The 16,978-nt window shown below is 59.9% G+C and carries 17 protein-coding genes; 11 read left to right on the top strand and 6 right to left on the bottom strand.

All coding sequences use genetic code 11. The annotated features are described in order from the left end of the window. Positions 1-1,704 carry an alkyl sulfatase dimerization domain-containing protein gene (locus ADG881_RS09780; protein WP_007148996.1) on the bottom strand — a complete coding sequence of 568 codons (1,704 nt, stop codon included), beginning with the start codon at positions 1,702-1,704 and terminating at the stop codon, positions 1-3. A gap of 89 nt (positions 1,705-1,793) precedes the next feature. On the opposite strand from ADG881_RS09780, the gene ADG881_RS09775 reads away from it, so the two are divergent. Together ADG881_RS09775 and cobS are read left to right on the top strand one after the other, a co-directional pair. Next, positions 1,794-2,804 (top strand): AraC family transcriptional regulator, encoded by a 1,011-nt coding sequence (locus ADG881_RS09775; protein WP_007150943.1) that lies wholly within the window; start codon positions 1,794-1,796, stop codon positions 2,802-2,804. Beyond that, positions 2,805-3,584 (top strand): adenosylcobinamide-GDP ribazoletransferase, encoded by a 780-nt coding sequence (cobS, locus tag ADG881_RS09770; RefSeq protein ID WP_039926548.1) that lies wholly within the window; start codon positions 2,805-2,807, stop codon positions 3,582-3,584. 110 nt (positions 3,585-3,694) lie between these two features. Here cobS and ADG881_RS09765 read toward each other — a convergent pair whose 3' ends face one another. After that, the gene (locus tag ADG881_RS09765; RefSeq protein ID WP_007149894.1) at positions 3,695-4,507 is read right to left on the bottom strand and encodes a DUF3298 and DUF4163 domain-containing protein; all 813 of its coding nucleotides are present in this window, start codon (positions 4,505-4,507) and stop codon (positions 3,695-3,697) included. A gap of 236 nt (positions 4,508-4,743) precedes the next feature. Here ADG881_RS09765 and ADG881_RS09760 point away from each other — a divergent pair, with 236 nt between their 5' ends. From ADG881_RS09760 to ADG881_RS09750, 3 genes are all read left to right on the top strand, one after another. Next, positions 4,744-5,190 (top strand): YtoQ family protein, encoded by a 447-nt coding sequence (locus ADG881_RS09760; RefSeq protein WP_007148427.1) that lies wholly within the window; start codon positions 4,744-4,746, stop codon positions 5,188-5,190. Positions 5,191-5,331: 141 nt separating this feature from the next. Continuing rightward, a complete protein-coding gene (locus ADG881_RS09755; RefSeq protein WP_039926546.1) occupies positions 5,332-5,796 on the top strand; it encodes a hypothetical protein in 465 nt (154 codons plus the stop codon). Between the two features lie 119 nt (positions 5,797-5,915). Beyond that, positions 5,916-6,278: an STAS/SEC14 domain-containing protein gene (locus tag ADG881_RS09750; protein WP_007148733.1), complete on the top strand. Its 363-nt coding sequence runs from the start codon at positions 5,916-5,918 to the stop codon at positions 6,276-6,278. An 85-nt stretch (positions 6,279-6,363) separates the two neighbouring features. On the opposite strand, the gene ADG881_RS09745 is transcribed toward ADG881_RS09750, so the two are convergent. Both ADG881_RS09745 and ADG881_RS09740 read right to left on the bottom strand, forming a co-directional pair. Next, a complete protein-coding gene (locus ADG881_RS09745) occupies positions 6,364-6,612 on the bottom strand; it encodes a hypothetical protein (protein WP_039926544.1) in 249 nt (82 codons plus the stop codon). Positions 6,613-6,731: 119 nt separating this feature from the next. Beyond that, entirely contained in the window at positions 6,732-7,604 is an 873-nt protein-coding gene (locus ADG881_RS09740; protein ID WP_039926542.1) for a hypothetical protein, read from the bottom strand. A gap of 332 nt (positions 7,605-7,936) precedes the next feature. Between ADG881_RS09740 and ADG881_RS09735 the strand changes: the two genes are divergently transcribed. Together ADG881_RS09735 and ADG881_RS09730 are read left to right on the top strand one after the other, a co-directional pair. Next, positions 7,937-8,989: a hypothetical protein gene (locus tag ADG881_RS09735; protein ID WP_007151019.1), complete on the top strand. Its 1,053-nt coding sequence runs from the start codon at positions 7,937-7,939 to the stop codon at positions 8,987-8,989. A 63-nt stretch (positions 8,990-9,052) separates the two neighbouring features. Continuing rightward, entirely contained in the window at positions 9,053-9,835 is a 783-nt protein-coding gene (locus ADG881_RS09730) for an ABC transporter substrate-binding protein (RefSeq protein ID WP_007151061.1), read from the top strand. 54 nt (positions 9,836-9,889) lie between these two features. Here the strand turns inward: ADG881_RS09730 and recG are convergent, their stop codons facing one another. Next, positions 9,890-12,001, bottom strand: coding sequence for an ATP-dependent DNA helicase RecG (gene recG, locus ADG881_RS09725; RefSeq protein ID WP_007148934.1), 2,112 nt, complete (start codon positions 11,999-12,001; stop codon positions 9,890-9,892). Positions 12,002-12,098: 97 nt separating this feature from the next. After that, positions 12,099-13,001 (bottom strand): hydrogen peroxide-inducible genes activator, encoded by a 903-nt coding sequence (locus ADG881_RS09720; RefSeq protein WP_007151432.1) that lies wholly within the window; start codon positions 12,999-13,001, stop codon positions 12,099-12,101. A gap of 173 nt (positions 13,002-13,174) precedes the next feature. On the opposite strand from ADG881_RS09720, the gene ADG881_RS09715 reads away from it, so the two are divergent. The 4 genes from ADG881_RS09715 (at position 13,175) to ADG881_RS09700 (ending at position 16,861) form a co-directional block, all read left to right on the top strand. After that, positions 13,175-14,002, top strand: coding sequence for an NAD-dependent epimerase/dehydratase family protein (locus ADG881_RS09715; protein WP_007150471.1), 828 nt, complete (start codon positions 13,175-13,177; stop codon positions 14,000-14,002). Between the two features lie 356 nt (positions 14,003-14,358). Next, complete coding sequence (gene purE, locus ADG881_RS09710) at positions 14,359-14,850, top strand: 5-(carboxyamino)imidazole ribonucleotide mutase (protein ID WP_007150426.1); 492 nt, start codon at positions 14,359-14,361, stop codon at positions 14,848-14,850. 45 nt (positions 14,851-14,895) lie between these two features. Next, positions 14,896-16,002, top strand: a complete 1,107-nt coding sequence (locus ADG881_RS09705; protein WP_007151533.1) for a 5-(carboxyamino)imidazole ribonucleotide synthase — start codon at positions 14,896-14,898, stop codon at positions 16,000-16,002. 283 nt (positions 16,003-16,285) lie between these two features. Beyond that, positions 16,286-16,861 carry a TVP38/TMEM64 family protein gene (locus tag ADG881_RS09700; protein WP_007150950.1) on the top strand — a complete coding sequence of 192 codons (576 nt, stop codon included), beginning with the start codon at positions 16,286-16,288 and terminating at the stop codon, positions 16,859-16,861. Positions 16,862-16,978: the final 117 nt, after the last annotated feature.

Here is a 16,978-nt window from a genome sequence, read left to right as displayed (position 1 = left end):
TCAGTCAATTTTCTCGAAGTAGCCCAGCACTTTCATGGCGGACAGGGTGCTGCCGTCGATGTCCAGGTCGTCACCGGCTAGGGCGGTGGCCGGGTTCTGGATGCCGGCGGCAATGGCCTTCCAAGTGGCCTCGGTGGTGTCCAGCGTGGCAACCACGTCGTCATCGATGCCGTCGTGTACCTTGGCGACCCCACGACGGATACGCAGGGTGAACTGCTTGTTGCTGTCGCGGAAGGCGTAGCCCAGGGCGATATTCTCTTCCAGCGTTTCTTCGGCCTTGAGCAAGGCGGGCATGGCGTGCAGGAAGTTTTCGATGGGCAGGGTGGCGAGGAAGTCATCGCTCATCTGCGTGCGGAAGCCGGGTTTGAGCCCGTCCTGTACTTCCCGGGCCACGGTGAAGTAGTAGTTGCGAGCGTTGGGATTGGCTTCTTTCTCGCCCAGCTTGCGAAGCGCATCCGCGCGCAGGGTTTTTACGGCGTCGTTGTCCGGCATCAGGATCTCCAAATGGTCACTGAGATCCAACGCCCATTGGGCATCGTTATCATTCAGCGCTTTTTGTGCGCTCTCAAGCAGGGCGTCGTTGCCGCCGGCCAGGGTGGCCATGCGCCGGGCTTCTTCCGGTTCGGCCAGCGGTTGCAGTTCGCTGGGGTTGCCGCTGAACCAGCCCAGGTAGCCATCGAACACGGAGCGTACGGACCAGCTGACCTTGCCGTAGAATTCCTGCAACCAGGGGTTGCTGGCCAGGTGTTCGGGCAGCTGCACTTTCTCGACGATCTGGTCCGGCGTCAGGCCCAGGTTCATGTAGCGCAGTGTCTGGTCGTGTACAAAGTTGATGGCGTCGCTGTAGTCGGTGAGTAGCTCCGCCACCTTGTCCTGGCCGTGCACCGGACGGGTGTGGCTGGGCACCAGATGCTCGGCGCCCAGGGCACGGATCTGGTCCAGGCTGTTGGCCCACTGTTTCACGTCGCGGTAGTAGGTGCCGCGAATGGTGTAGAGATTGGGGAAGGTCTGGTAAATGTTGTCACCGGTGAGCACGGTCTGTTTTTCCGGCAGCCACACGAATAGTTGATCCTCGGTTTCGCCGGGCGCATGGACCAGCTCGATCTGGATGCCGGCGATGTTGACCGACATGCGGTCATCGAAAGTGTGGGTGGGCGGCAGGGCATAAAGTTCGCTTTCCGGGGTGATGCCCAGATGGGGGCCGATACCATCATTGATATGCTCGCCATGGGGCAGATGATTGCCGAACATGCGCATGGAGCGGGCGGTGATGATGGGGCGAATCTGATTGACCACCCGGTTGATGTAATAGCTGGTGCTTTCGTGGGCGTAGACGGGAATGTCCTTGCCCTCGGCAAAGCCGGCGGCGCCAAACACGTGGTCGGTGTGGTTGTGGGTATAGATGATCGCTTTCACCGGTTTGTCGGTGATTTTGCGAAATTCTGCCAGCACGGTGCGCGCCTCGTCAGCGCTTTCCATGGTGTCGACGATGATGATGCCGTCATCACCTTCCAGCATAATGGAATTGGCGAGCCCGTAGCCGATCGCTACATAGACACCATCGGTGACTTTCTCCACCCCCTTATGGAACAGTTCGCTGTGCGCCTTAAGCGCATCCGGAGCCAGCTGGGTGGTACTCTTGACGGGTTGCTCTTCCCCGCATGCCGCCAACAAGGCGGCCAATAAAACAAACAGGTAGCGCATGGTGTTCTCTTTTCTTGTGGATGATCCTGGCAGGCTAGTACTGGCTCGACCGTTGGCAAAGGTTGCTGCTGGCCAGAGTGCGGTGCTTCGTGGCCACTGAGCGCATGGCATCCACCACGGTGGCGGCGTGGCCGTTGGCGGTACTGGAAACCCTTAACGGTTACGGGGTGGATGGGCCGGCTCTGTTGACGCAGGCCGGGCTGGACCTGGCCGTATTGCGAGCCAACCCCGGTGGGCGGGTACCCACCGATGCCATGACCCGACTGTGGACCCTGGCCATCGCGAAGAGCGACGACCCGGCCATGGGGCTACGGGTGGGCAAGACGTCCCTGCCCATGCATCTGCGGGTGATGGGCTTGTTGATCCAGACGGCACCAACCCTGGGCCACATTCTGGATGTGGCGGTGCGCTATCAGCGATTGATTTCCACCGGGGTGATGGTGCGGTTGCAGCAGCGCCCGGATGCGGTGGGCCTGGAGATCTGTTACCTGCCGGATGTGGCCTTACACCCGGCGTCTATTGATGCCTTCGTGGCCGCCCATGTGAGCAATCTGCGGCGCCTGTCGCCAGAAGGGGGCGTGCAGCAGGTGATGTTGCAGCGTTCCGCTCCTGTGCAGGCCGAGCCCTGGCGCCAGATACTGGACTGCCCGGTGACATTCGATCAGCCCGGCAATATCGTCTGGCACCACCGTGACCGGCTGGATACGCCGTTGTTGCTCGGTGATGCCGGGTTGTGGCGCCAGCATGACGCGCTGGCACGCCAGGAGCTGGAAGCGCTGGATGCCACGCCCCCGCTGATCCAGACCCTGCAGGGGATACTGCGCGCCCAGGGGGATGTCTTGCCGGGGCTGGGTGAGCTGGCCGCTGCCGTGGCCATGAGTGAGCGCTCCCTGCGCCGGCGATTGTCCGAGCTGGATAGCGGTTACCGGCAGCTGGTGGATGCCTGGCGGGCAGAGCGCGCCGGCCAGCTGGTCCGCAGTGGCGACAGTCTGGCAGAAGTGGCGCACCGGCTGGGCTTTTCCGATGCCAGCAATTTCAGCAAGGCGTTTCGTCGCTGGTACGGGATGAGCCCCGACAGTTATCGACAGCAGGATGGATAAATGACGCAGCCGGCAAACAATCACCGCCCGCATCAGGTTTCTGTGCAGAGTGAATGGCAGGCGTTCTGGCTGGCGGTGGGATTTCTGACCCGCGTGCCCATGCTGGTGCGTATTGATTACAGCCAGACACTGATGAACCGTTCCAGTGTGTATTTTCCGCTGGTGGGGTTGCTGTTGGGTGTGCTGTACGCGGGGCTGTTCGTGGTACTGGATGGCTACTGGAATACCGGTATCAGTGTGGCACTGGTGCTGGCATTCCACCTGTGGATCACCGGGGCTTTCCACGAAGACGGGCTGGCAGACAGTGTGGATGCGCTGGGTGGCGGCTATACCGTGGCACGCCGGCTGGAAATCATGAAGGACAGCCGTATCGGCACCTATGGGGCGGTGGCGTTGATCATGGCGCTGGGTTTGAAGGGATTGTTGCTGGCGGACGCGAATCCCGTTTGGCTGGCTCTGTTGTTGAGCCCGGTGATCAGCCGTTTAACGCCGCTGTGGTTGATGCGGTTTCTGCCCTACGTGACCGACCCGGACACCAGTAAAAGCAAACCCGTAGCGGAAGGCTTCAGCGCACAACGCCTGGCTGTCGCTACCGCGATGACGGTGACAGTGGCGGCCCTGGCGGGGGCGTTGGTGCCTGCACTGTTATCTGTTGCGCTGGTGGCGTTGCTGTGGGGTGGGTATCTGTGGCGGCAGTTGCGGGGTTATACCGGCGATGCGTTGGGCGCCAGCGTGATTCTGGCGGAGCTGGTGTTCCTGTTAGCGTTGGTGGCTGCGTAGGAGGGGGAGACGAAACCGTTGCGAGTGACGAGAAGCGAGTTTCGAAAGGCAAAACATGAGCGCCTGGCTGTTTTGCTCTTCGCTCTTCGAAACTCGCTACTCGTAACTTGTCACCGCTGTGGCAAATATTGCCCGCGCACAATGCCTTCCAGCTCCGCATAGGGAATTGTCAGGGTGGGCTGGCCCATGGCGTAGGGCGCGATGTGGTACACGTTATATTGCAGCACCATCCCCTTGTCATTGAAGAAGATGTTATCGGTCTTGTCGAACGGCCAGCTGTCACGGAAAGTCTGGTCCAGGTTTTCCTCATCCAGCCAGGCGGTGTGTTGTTCGCGGGCTTTTTCCCAGAAGCCAGACTGTTGGCCGGGCACCAGCAGGTCGCCCAGTTTCACGCTTTGCTGTTTGGTCAGATCCCAGTGAAAGTACTGCACGCTGGGCAGGCCGTGGGCGCCGCCGGTGTATTCATAGGTTTCCATGGACAGGGTCACCAGGTCGCCGCGTCGGCCCTGTTTTTTCACCGTGGCATTGAGCTCCCAGCCCTGCTCCGAGGCCATGGCCATGTCGGACGCATCCTGCAGAAATGCATCGGCCAGCCCTTCGATGGTGCCATCGTGGGTCGCGTTGCCTTCATCCTGAATCAGCATGGCGGCCAGCTGTTGGGTGATGGCGTCGTTCAGCTCCGGCTGGTTCTCAAAGGTAAGCCATTGCAGGTCCACTTTTGGGCAGCCGTCAGTGTCACACTGCTCATCGGTTTTATTCAGGGTATGGACGATTCGCACCAGGGTTTCCGGGGCGGCACCGGTTTGTGCAGCGTCGCTCTTGTCGGTGGTGGCCGGTTTGTCAGCGGGCTTTGCCGGCGCGTCCGGGTCGTCGCAGCCTGCCAGCAGCGCGGTGGCGAGCAGGAGAAAAAGTGTCATACGCATGGCATACCCTTCCTGAAATCAATGAGAACGACTGGGGGCATTTAACGGCAGCCGCCGCCCCGGTTCAAGGTGTAATGGGATCACCTGGCTGCAGCGTTCTGCACAGTGGTTACTTTCTTGCTTGCCGGTTCCGTTGATTTAGCGTCAGGCATCAAGCGTGTGGCGTTCTGCAAGGTGGCTTTTGCAATCCGGCGGGCCTATCCTGCCGTTTTTCAGAATCAATCGGGAGAATCACCATGAGTTTCTGGACCGTTTACCTTTCCGGGGAAATTCACACCGACTGGCGCGAGCGTATCGTTGAGGGTTGCGCCGAGAAAGAGCTGGATATCGAATTCAGCAGCCCGGTGACGGACCACGAGGCCAGCGACAAGGTGGGGGTCAATATTCTCGGCGCGGAAGAGAAGCGTTTCTGGGAAGACCGCCTGGGAGCGGGTATCAATGGTATTCGTACCCGCAAGCTGATTGACGAGGCGGACCTTGTAGTGGTGCGGTTTGGCCCCAAGTATAAGCAATGGAATGCGGCATTTGATGCCGGCTACACGGCGGCTTTGGGCACACCGATGATCATTTTGCACGATGAAGAGCATGATCATCCGTTGAAAGAGGTGGATGCCGCCGCCGATGCGGTAGCGCGCACCCCGGAGCAGGTGGTGGAGATGCTGGCGTATATTCTCAACGCATGAATTCCCCGGTAAAACGGGGCATTCTGGCCTCGTTTTACGGCTTTTTGCATCATCGGGGGAGCGTTTTGCCGTCTGACTTGTCACATTCCAGTACAGGCATTGCCAGATTTGGCACAAAAGGCAAAACAAGGAGTTGTCCCGATGACACACCGATTATTGGCCGCCGCCACCCTGATGCTGGTCACCACCGCCACGGCGTGGGCTGAGACCGAAGGCGTTCCCAACGTGAAAACACCGGAACCGGAAAAAGTGGAAACCCAGATGGAAGAGACTCTGGACGATATCCAGAATTATTCCGTGGAACAGAAGAACCAGGCCATGCGCGTGGCGCGCCACGCCATCGATGACCTGAATCAGCAGATCACCCTGCTACAAGGCGACATCAACAGCCAGTGGCGCGATCTGTCCCAGGATGCTCGCCTGCAGAAGCAGGAGGCGCTGACCGCTCTGAAAGAACAGCAGGCCCAGCTGGAAACCCGCTATCAGGCCCTGCAGAATGCGAGTGAGGACAATTGGGATGCGGCCAAGGTAAAATTCCAGCAAAGCTGGGAGGCCGCCAAGCAGGGCTGGCAAAGCCTGACGGCGCCCGCGCCGGAACAGGAATAGCGCCCGCTACTCATTGCGGCAGACACAATTTGCGGCAGACACAATGACGTGTCTGAGCGTGCGCCGTGCGAATCGACGCCGACGCACAGGGCAGGCACGACAGGGACGGGAGACGGACCATGCTGACGTTGATTCCTTTTGATGACGACCGGGTTGTGGGTGCACGTATCTCCGGCAAGATCACCCGCGAAGAATTCGATTCTGTGACCACGGCGCTGGAAGCCGCCCTGCAAAAGCATGAAACGGTACGTTTCTATGCAGAGATGGAAACCTTTGGCGGGGTGTCCATGGATGTGTTGTTTCAGGATCTGAAATTCGGCCTTGCCCACTGGAAGCATTTCGACCGCGAAGCCGTGGTCACCGATAAGGACTGGATGCGCCGCCTGTCGGTACTGGCGGACAAGCTGCTGCCGTCCATTGATGTGAAGGTGTTCCCCAGCGATGACGTGGATGCCGCCAAGGCCTGGATCTGCGAGCCCTGATCGCCACTTCGTGACGCCTTGACCCCAGCGTTATCCCTGCTCGGGTTCTTGTTCCAGCGTCAGGTTCTTTACGTCTGGTGTTCGGTCAGGCGTGAAACCCCTTCTCGACGATTGAACAGGCACGGTGTTGGGTCGAGGAGGGGCCGGGCCCCTCGCCGCCGATAGTCTGTGCATCGTCTTCGCTGTCATCTTGCCAATCATCGTATTCGTTCAACGCCTGGCGGGTTGCCATGCGTGGACGCAGGGTGTTGCGGGCTTCCTGGTGGGCGCCGCCTTTTCGCATCAGCGGGTCCATGGCTGCCCAGTTGTGCATGGGCTTGGGGCCTTTGGCCATCGATCTTCCTTATGGTGAATCACTGTTCGCCCTCGTGGGCGGCGGCGATATTACGCCGGATTTTTCCGGTGTCCAGTGATTGATGCGCTTTGCCTCTTGTTCTGATGTTCGCGGGCGGTTTACAGCGACCAGGACAGGAAAAGGTTGGCGCCGCTGAGTCGATTGTCGTAGCGGAAGGTGTATTGCGGCGCCGTTTCCGTGACATTCAGATTGCTGGTGGCAAGGCCCACGCCGACCCCCAGATTGCGCCATACGTTGTATTCCATGCCCACCTGCATTTCAGAGAACAGGCCCTTCCAGTCGTCGTACTCCAGGTAAAAGCCTTCGGCTTTCAGGAACCAGTACAGCTTCGGGTTGACCCGATAGTTAAGCCCGAATCCCACGGTGGGTAGAGGAACGGTGTGGGCGGCGTCGCGGGTTTCCTGGGCAGAAACGGTGCCGCCCGGGTCTGTCTTTACATCCAGATCGATATCGAACCTGGAGACGTGCAGCCCGCCCCCGGCCATCAGCTCGACTTTGTCATTGTGATAAAACGAATAGAAGTAGCTGGCTTTCATGATCTCGTAACCGAGGGAACTGGATACCGTGCTGCCAGCGGCTACGGTGGTGGTATTGCCGCCCTGGTCCACCCAGTCGATGTCTTTCTGCAGGACCTTGGACGCGTCCGATTCCACCTGGAACCAGGAGGCAACAATCTGGGAGCGAGGGGTAAATCGGTAATGGCCTTCCAGTCGCAAAACCGTTTCTTCCAGATCCAGGCCAAGCGTATCGCCCGGGCGGATGGCCGCGCCGGCCCCCACATTGCGTTCCACCAGTGACAGGGTGGTATCGGCACGGAACACGCTGTAGCCACCCGCAGAGAGGTACCATTTTTCGTTCATGGCATGTTTGTCATCAGCGTGGGCGGCGGTGACCGGCAGCAGGAGCAAGCCTGCAATGGCGGTCCCAATGGCTGCGCGGTAGTGGGGGTGATGGCGAAAGGTTGCAGTCATAACGTTTTTCATCCCTGAAAATGTATCAATGCGGCGTGTGGCCACCTTTTTCTTTATCGTGCAGAAATGTGCGCCTTTATTCCAGCATCCGCGGATGACAAATCCGCGTCGCAGAGTCGCTCATGGCCACGACTGTGGCGGTTTTCCTTAAAACCGGGCAGTCTAGGCTGTGATCGCTCACGGCAAGGTACAAAGACAAAATAATAGTGTGTGCCGGTGAGGGCGCGATAGGGGGTCGGGACTGACCCGGTTATTGTGGGAATTTTTCTGCACTACATGATTAAGGGGGGTATGTGTTGACGTTACCGTTGGGGGTACGGATCAGGATCGGCGTGTCCGCGATTATCTGCTTCGTTGTGGGGGGGGCTTTCCTGCTTGGTTTGCCCGTGTTGTTCAGCATTTCCCTGTGGGTGTTACTGGCCGTTGCCGCCTTGGCATTGTTGCTGGGCTTGCTGCTGAACGGAACGCTGCGTTTGCTGTTCGGCAAAAAAAAGAATCGCAGCCTGCTGAAATCCGTGGGCGTTTTTTTCTGTTTGTTGACCATTGCCACGGCGTTGCCGATTTATTATCTGGCGTACAAGGTGCAGGCCGACCCGCCACTATTGCCCCAGGCGACGCTGACGAATGGTCAAAAAACCGTGGTTTTTCAGGGCATGATCCATGTGGGCATGGAGAGTTTCTATAAATCGGTGGTCTATGATCTGGAAGAAGCGCTCAGTGACGGCTACCGGTTGTACTACGAAGGTGTGCAACCTTCACCCGGGGAAGGCGATGCCTGGTTCGCCGAACAGCTTGCCGGTGGCGGTGACCTGGCAGAGAACTACAAGGTCCTGGCGGATGCTTGCGGGGTGAAGTTCCAGATCGATTACTTTGGCCTGATGGAGCGGGATGCGCAGCAGCATCCAGAGCGTCACGTGGCGGCAGATGTCACCAGCCTGGAAATGAAACAGGAATACGATCGTTTGATGGCCACGGACCCGGCTTTCGCCGAGCAGGTGCGTGACCGGGAGGCTCCCGTTTCCACGGATACCAGTGATCCAGTTGCCGCCCTGCTGGATTGGCATGCTTCTGCCACCGATGAACAGAAAAAACTGATCGGTATTTTGTGTCGCGGTGCCTTTGCCATTGCGCTGGGCGATCAGAGCGAGCATGAGCCCCGGCCGCTGGATAAAGTCATTCTTGCTTTCCGCAACCGGAAGCTGGCACAGCGGATTATCGCTGATGACAGCCAGCGCATTTACATCACCTACGGTGCGGCCCATTTGCCCGGTGTACTGGCTGCCCTGCAAGCCGCAGATCCGGACTGGCAGATCACTACGGTGAAATGGATGCGGGGCATGGCGACCCCGGAACACCTTGAAGGTGCCTTGCCTTCCATGCCTTAGTGGGAAAGAAAGGCCGCACTGGTGCGAAGATTGATTCCATAAAGACAACAGGATGCACAAAGAATGATGAAACGAATGGGATGGATTCTGGTGCTGGCGGTGGGCCTGCTGGCCGGCTGCAGCAGTAATGGTCATGGTGAGCTGGAAGGCGAAGCCTTGCGGGTTGGTGTCATGCCCGATTATCCGCCGCTGGTGTTTCGTGAAGAAGGCAAGGTGGTGGGGCTGGAGCGGGATTTTGCCGAGCAGTTATCACAGGACCTGGAGCGCCCCTTTTCTCTGCATGAATACACGCAATTGAGTGACTTGTTTGCGGCGCTGAAAAATAACGAAATCGATATCATCATGTCCGGCATATCCATAACGCCTGCCCGCCAGAAGGCGTTTGCATTCAGTTTGCCGTATACCACGATCGGCCAGATGGCGATGATCCGTCTCGACGATGCTGCCCGGCTGGCCACGCCCGGCGCCTTGTTTACCGGGCAGTACCGGGTGGGTTACAAAAATGGCACCACCGGTGAGGCGTTCGTGAAAGAGACCATGGATGCGCAGACCCGGGGATTCAACAGCAATACTGAAGCGACCCAGGCCCTGGTTAACGGTGACATTGATGCGTTCATTCACGATGCGCCCACGGTCTGGAACCTGGCTAACAAGCGAGAGTACCCGGTGAAGTTGCTGGGCCTGTACAAGCCCCTTACCAAGGAACAGCTGGCGTGGGTAATGCGCAAGAATGACAGCGAACTGAAACAGCAAGTGGATACGGTGCTGAAGAGTTGGGTAAATAACGGTTTTCTGATGCAGACAAAAACCCAATGGATTCCGGTGAAAATTCTTTCCGGGCAATGATTTTTTGTAGGTCGGGTTAGTCGCGTAGCGACGTAACTCGACTAAATTCTTTATTCAGATATCTGCGAAATTCTCCCCACCTTTCAACCAACGACGCAGCAGCGGCTCAACCCACTGCGGGCAGTCGTGCATCAGTTTGTTGGCCACGTCTTTGGCCGGTTCCATCAGGGCTTCATCGCGGACCAGGTCGGCGATACGAAACGCCAGGTCCCCGGTCTGGCGAGTGCCGAGCCATTCCCCGGGGCCGCGTAGTTTCAAATCCTCTTCGGCAATAATAAAACCGTCGGTGGTGTCGCGCATTACCGCCAGCCGCCGTTTGCCGGTGAGCGACAGCGGGTTCTTGTACAGCAGCAGACAATAACTTTGCTCGCCGCCTCGCCCCACTCGTCCGCGCAGCTGGTGTAATTGTGCCAGGCCCAGTCGCTCAGCATTTTCCATCACCATCAGGGTGGCGTTGGGGACATCCACACCCACTTCGATCACCGTAGTGGCGATCAGCAGTTGTGCGTCGCCCCGGGAAAAGCGGGCCATTCGTTCGGCTTTCTCTTTTGCTTTCATGCGGCCGTGGACCAGCTCTATGCACAGGTCCGGCAAGGCGATCTGCAATTCCTCGAAGGTCGCTTCCGCCGCCTGGGCCTGCAGTTCTTCGGATTCCTCGATGAGCGTGCAGACCCAGTACGCCTGGGTGTTTTTCCTGCCGCTGTCAGGGCGGCAGGCATCGTTGATCCGTTCGATCACCTGGGGGCGGCGGCTTTCCGGTAGCACCAAGGTATCGATGGGCTTGCGTCCCGGCGGCATTTCGTCGATCACCGAGGTATCCAGGTCGCCGTACACGCTCATGGCCAGGGTGCGGGGAATGGGAGTGGCGGTGAGTGTTAGCTGGTGGGGCACCTGGCTGCCGTTGACGGTATCAAAGCGGCCTTTTTCACGCAGGGCCAAACGTTGCTGCACCCCGAAACGGTGTTGCTCATCAATGATGGTGAGTCCGAGCCGGTGGAATTGCACCGCCTCCTGGAACAAGGCGTGGGTGCCGACGACAATCCGGGCGCTGCCATTAGCCAGTGCGGCATTGGTTTCCCGGCGGGCTTTGACGCCCAGGCTGCCCGCCAGCCAGTGCACCTCGATGCCTAGCGGCGCCAGCCAGTGGCGAAAATTGTCCCGGTGCTGTTCGGCCAGCAGTTCGGTGGGCGCCATCAGGGCCACCTGGTAACCGGACTCCATGGCGGCGAGGGCCGCCGCCGCTGCCACCAGCGTCTTGCCTGATCCCACGTCCCCCTGCACCAACCGCAGCATGGGGTGAGGCTTGGCCATGTCGCCCATGAGCTCGCCGATGACGCGTTGCTGTGCCCCGGTCAGGGCGAAGGGCAGACTGGCCTGGAGCTTTTCAAACAGCGTCCGGCCGCTCAATCGCGGGGCATGGAAGGCTTTTTGTCCGGCCCGTTTTTGCAGCATGCCTAACTGGTGGGCGACCATCTCTTCCATGACCAGCCGTTTCACCGCCGGGTGCTTGCCTTCCAGCAGCAGGTTCACCGGGTCATCCGGGTTCGGGTTATGCAGCTTGCTTAGCGCCTGGGTCAGGCTGGGTAATCCGCTTTGATCCAGCAATTGCGCGGGGATTAATTCCTGGGGCGGGTGTGCATGCAAGTAATGTAGAGCCTGGCCAGTAAGGTTGCGCAGGGTCTTCTGGCTGACGCCATCGGTGGTGGGGTATACCGGGGTCAGGGCTTTTTCCAGTGGCGGCAGGCCGCTGTCGGCATAATCCAGCTGGTATTCCGGGTGGTAGAACTCCAGGCCGGCGGAGCCGGGGCGGGGCTCGCCGTAGACGCGAATGGTCCTGCCGCGCTCCAGATTGTTTTTCTGCGCGGCGGTGAAATGGTAGAAACGCAGCGTCACCATGCCGGTGCCGTCCGCCACTTTGCACAGCAGTGAGCGGCGGCGGCCAAAAATCACATCGGCGGCCATCACCTGCCCTTCGATGACGACACCGGTTTCCGGGCGCAAGCTGCCGATGGGGGAAATGCGGGTGCGGTCTTCGTAGCGAAAGGGCAGGTGGAAAAGCAGATCTTCCAGATTATGCAGGCCCAGCTTGGCCAGTTTCGCGGCCGCCGCCGGCCCCACGCCTTTAAGGCGGCTAAGGGGCAGGCTGGAGAGAGAATCACTGGCCATGGATCAAGCGGTTCCCGACAGCGAGCGGCGAGGAGCGCGTTGCGCAATGCAAAACCGGGCAGGGTCTTCGAAACTCGTCACTCGCATCTCGAAACTGTTACCCCGACAGTCCTTCCTTGGGCACAGCTTGGCGCAGCACTTCGATGGCCTTGGGCCGAGGGAAGCTATCGCGCCAGACCAGGGCGATGGTCCGGGAAGGAACCGGCTCTTCAAACGGACGCACCGCAAAGGTGTCCTTGTCGTAGCCATGCTGGTGGAGAGCCGAATTGGGCAGCACGGTAATGCCCAGCCCGCCGGCGACCATATGGCGCAGGGTTTCCAGGGAGCCGCCTTCGATCTGTACCAGGTTGCGCTGGTGCTGGGAGTCGATGGCTGGACACAGCTCCAGCACCTGGTCACGGAAACAGTGGCCTTCACCGAGTAGCAGCAGGGTTTCGTCGAGCAGTTGTTCCGGGGCGATTTTTTTCTGCGCCGTCCAGGCATGGTCGCCGGGCAGCAGGACAGAGAAGGATTCCTCGTACATGCGCGCCCGCACCAGGCCGCCACCGGAAAAAGGCAGTGCCACGATAATGGCATCCAGCTCGCCGTGTTCCAGCTTGCGGCGCAGCACATGGGTGTAATTTTCTTCGATAAACAGCGGCATTTCCGGGGCGGCTTCGCGCACCCGGGGCACCATGGTCGGGAACAGATAGGGCGCGACGGTAAAGATCGCTCCGACCCGCAGCGGTGAGCCGAGCTGGTCGCGTTGGCTCATGGCCATCTGCGAGAGCAGATCTGCCTGTTCCAGCACACGCTGGGCCTGGGCGACAATGGGCTCGGCCTGGGGCGTCACCACCACTTCACGGGGGCGCCGCTCGAACAGGGGCATACCCAGCTGCTCTTCCAGCTTTTTAATGGCGGCGCTGAGGGTGGGCTGGCTGACGTTGCAGGCCTGGGCCGCGTGGCCAAAGTGGCGCTCGCGGGCCAGGGCGACTAGATAGCGAAGTTCTGTTAGTGTCATGGCGTCGATACGTTAAACCGATGGTTTCTGCATTGTGCACCTCTGCAAAGAGGGATGCCAGAGGGGGTATTAGTTAATAATGAATAGTTAAGGAACCTCTGAATAACTCGCGGGTGTGGTGCTGGCGGGGTTCCGTGGTTAATTATTCATTATTAACTATCAATTGATTTTCTATGTCTCATATTCTGATTGCCGGGCTGGGGGATTTGGGCGCCGGCCTGGCCGAACAGTTAATCGCTAACGGCCACCGCATCAGTGCCATCCGTCGCGGCGCGCAGGCGCCAGCCGGAGTGGAGCTGTACAGCCAGGATCTCACCGAGGGTGCAGCCATGCTGCCTCCGGACCCGGTGGATTTGCTGGTTATTATTATGACGCCCTCCGAGTACAGCGAAGAAGGCTATTTGCAGGCCTATGTGCGGGCGCCGCTGACGCTGCTGGAAGCGTTGGGACGCCAGCAACCGCTGCCTCCGGTGGTCTTCGTATCCAGCAGTGCGGTGTTCGGCGATGTGGACGGAGTGGTGGATGAACTGACGCCGCCGCGGCCGAGCCGATATAACGGCAAGGTGTTGCTGGCGGCAGAAGAGGAAATCAGCACCCGCAGCCTCAGTACCGTGGTGCGTTTCACCGGCATCTATGGGCCGGGCCGCTATCGACAGATCGACAAGGCGGCCAGGCTGGCCCGGGGTGAAGAAAGCCTGCCGACGCCTCAATGGACCAACCGCATTCATCGCGACGATTGCGTGGGCCTGCTGCACAGCGTGGTGCTGGGCTGGCTGGAGGGCCGGGACATGCCGCCGCTGGTGATCGGCACCGATGCAGTGGGTGGCCGCAATCTGGATGTGCTGAAATGGCTGGCGGATCAGCAGGGCCTGACGCTGGCCGTACCGGATGCACCGGCCGCCGGCAAACAGGTGCGCAGCCTGTATATCCAGCAAGGGCACTACACCTTGCGCTATCCGGGTTACCCGGAGGGTTATGCACAGGTGCTGGCGGATAGATGAGCGACAAGCCTCAAGCTACAATCTCCTACGGCTGGGGGCGTAGAGAATGTGTTTAACGCGCTGGCTTCACCGAAAGCTGGACGCGGGCATGGCGCTGAATGGTCTACGGCCATTTTTCGCGTTGTAGCTTGCCGCTTGCAGCTTGTAGCTGCTCTGCAAAGCGCATTCCCGGCCAAATCACGCTAAAATCGCCCATCTGTCGGCCGGGAACGTCATCATTGGTTGTTTTTTCGCCGATAGACTTGCCTCCGGCGCTGGCATTAGTAAAGTGTGCGCCTCAAATTTTTCTGTGTCGGTGCCGGGGGTGATCCCGATGCGCCGCAAAAGCCCGTGATGGGCGCGATGGAGTAACGCGAATGAGCACGCCGGTTGCCGTGGTAATGGGCTCCCAGTCTGACTGGGAGACCATGAAAGAAGCCTGTGACGCCTTGACCCAGTTCAATGTGGGTTGGAAGGCCGAAGTGGTATCGGCTCACCGCACCCCTCAGCGCATGTATGACTTTGCCAAAAGCGCCCACGAGAACGGCTACAAGGTGATCATTGCCGGTGCCGGGGGCGCGGCCCACCTGCCGGGCATGATTGCTTCGCTGACACCGCTGCCGGTGCTCGGTGTGCCGGTGAAAAGCCGTACCCTGTCTGGCTGGGACAGCCTGTTGTCCATCGTGCAGATGCCCAAAGGCGTGGCCGTGGGCACCCTGGCCATCGGCGCAGCGGGCGCCTGGAATGCCGGCCTGCTGGCCTCCCAGATGCTGGCGGCGGACAACCCCGAGCTGCTGCAGCAAATCGCCGACTGGAAAGCGTCCCGCGCGGATGAAGTGTTGGCCAATGCCGAGCTGGGGCAGGGCTGATTCCCCGGCGCTGTTCTTTTCCCTGTTTGCTCTGACGGATCTGCTATGAATCGCGTACTTGTTCTTGGTGGTGGCCAGCTTGGCCTGATGATGGCAGAAGCCGCAGCCCGACTGGGGCTGGTGGTGGACCGTTACGATCCGGAACGGGCGCTGCTGTTGCCGGGCACTTCTGACTTGGCTGTGCCGATCAGCTGGGAAGAGTGTCAGGAGCGTTACCCGGTGATTACCGTGGAACGTGAAGCCTTCCCGGGCACCGGGTTTTCCGCGGAGCTGGCCCAGAGCGATCGTTGCGTCGCCCGGGGTGCCCTGCAAGTAATCCCCGACCGCTTCACCCAGAAAGCCATGCTCGACAAGCTGGGCATTCCCACGGCGCCCTGGGTGAGCCTGGACAAGACCGATGACCTGCAGGCCGCAGTAGCGAAGTTCGGCGGTGTGGTAGTGAAGGCGCGAAGCGGCGGCTATGACGGTCGTGGTACCTGGATTGTGGGGGAGGGGGGCGACCTGTCCGCCGTGCCCGCCGCCGAGCTGGCCGGCAAGGCCATCGTCGAGAAGAAAATTCCCTTCCGCCGTGAGCTGTCCATTGTCGGCGCGCGCAGCATCAGCGGCGAAACCCTGTTCTACCCACTCACCCGCAACTGGCACGTGGACGGCATTCTGCGCCTGAGCCTGGCCCCGGCCAATGCCTGTGCCGACCTGCAAAAGCCGGCGGAACAGATGCTCAAGGGCATCATGGAAGAGCTGGACTATGCCGGTGTCATGGCGGTGGAATTCTTTGAAGTCGATGGCCAGTTGATGGTCAACGAAATTGCTCCGCGAGTGCATAACTCCGGGCACTGGACCCATGAAGGGGCGGACTGGTCCCAGTTCGACCTGCACGTTCATGCCCTGGCCGGTGTGCCCCTGCACGCGCTGAATGTGCATGGCCCCTCCGCCATGGTCAACCTGATCGGCACCCCGTTCGAAAGTGCCTGGCTGCAGCACCCGGGCGTGGTGCACTGGTATGGCAAGAGCGTGCGCCCGGGCCGCAAGGTGGGCCACGCCAATCTGGTGGCCGATACCCTGGACGGTTTGCGCCAGGGCCTGGATGCCTGGGCCGATGTGCTGCCGGAAGGCTATCAGGCGGTGCTGGATTCCGAGCTGGATCTGGGGTGATTTTGCGTTGCGAGTTGAATGTTCAAAGTTGAAAAGCGCGGCATTGCCGGGAGCCATCCGAAACAGGCTTTAGCCGCGCCGCAGTACCGGGAAACAATCTAAACTTGAACTCATCGTGGGCACTGGCGGGCATCCCAAGAATCCTGCACTTTTCAACTTTCAACTTTCAACTTTCAACTTTCAACTTTCAACTTTCAACTTGAAACGTCCCCCTTCACGTTTTGCTGGCCGTGCCGGCTTACACTGTCCATAGTGCGAGGCAAGAAAAGGCAAAACGGTTGTGATGATGACACTTTCTCTGGGGCGCTATCGGCGGCTGATCATGCTGGCCATGGTGCTGGCGCTGGTCCTGATTACGGTAGAGCTTACCGGCCTGCGTGAGCAGCTGTCGGTGTCGTTCCTGCGCGCGCAACTGGAAGCCAACCCGATCACCGGTCTCATTGCCTTTGTGGTGGTCTTCGTGATCGGTAACCTGATTCAGCTGCCCGGCTGGATCTTTCTGGCGGCGGCCATCCTGGCGCTGGGAACGGTGATGGGTGGGCTGGCGACTTATATTGCCGCCTGTGTGTCCTGCCTGGTGACCTATGTGCTGGTGCGCGGGCTGGGCGGCAGTGCCCTGCGGGATATCCAGAGCCCCCTCGCCCGCAAGATTCTGGCGCGGCTGGACAGCCACCCGGTACGCAGCGTGGCCTTGTTGCGTCTGTTGTTTCAGACCATGCCGGCGTTGAATTACACGCTGGCGCTCAGCGGGGTGACGTTACGCCACTACATGCTCGGCACGCTGATCGGTTTGCCGGTGCCGCTGCTGCTTTATTGCATCTTCTTCGACCGAATACTGCTGCTGTTACCGATCGGGTAAGGCCGGGCGCATGACCCGCCGCAAGAGCAGGCCTGCAAGGGATTCGCATGTTTGAAGGTAGTTTCCACTTGCAGGCGCGCCCTGCGGCAACCAAGCTTTTCGTCACGCGTCACGCGT

This window comes from Alcanivorax sp. DG881, from assembly GCF_000155615.1.
GTDB lineage: Bacteria > Pseudomonadota > Gammaproteobacteria > Pseudomonadales > Alcanivoracaceae > Alcanivorax.
Note: the sequence above shows the minus strand (reverse complement) of the source record. Positions and strands in the feature narration are given on the sequence as shown.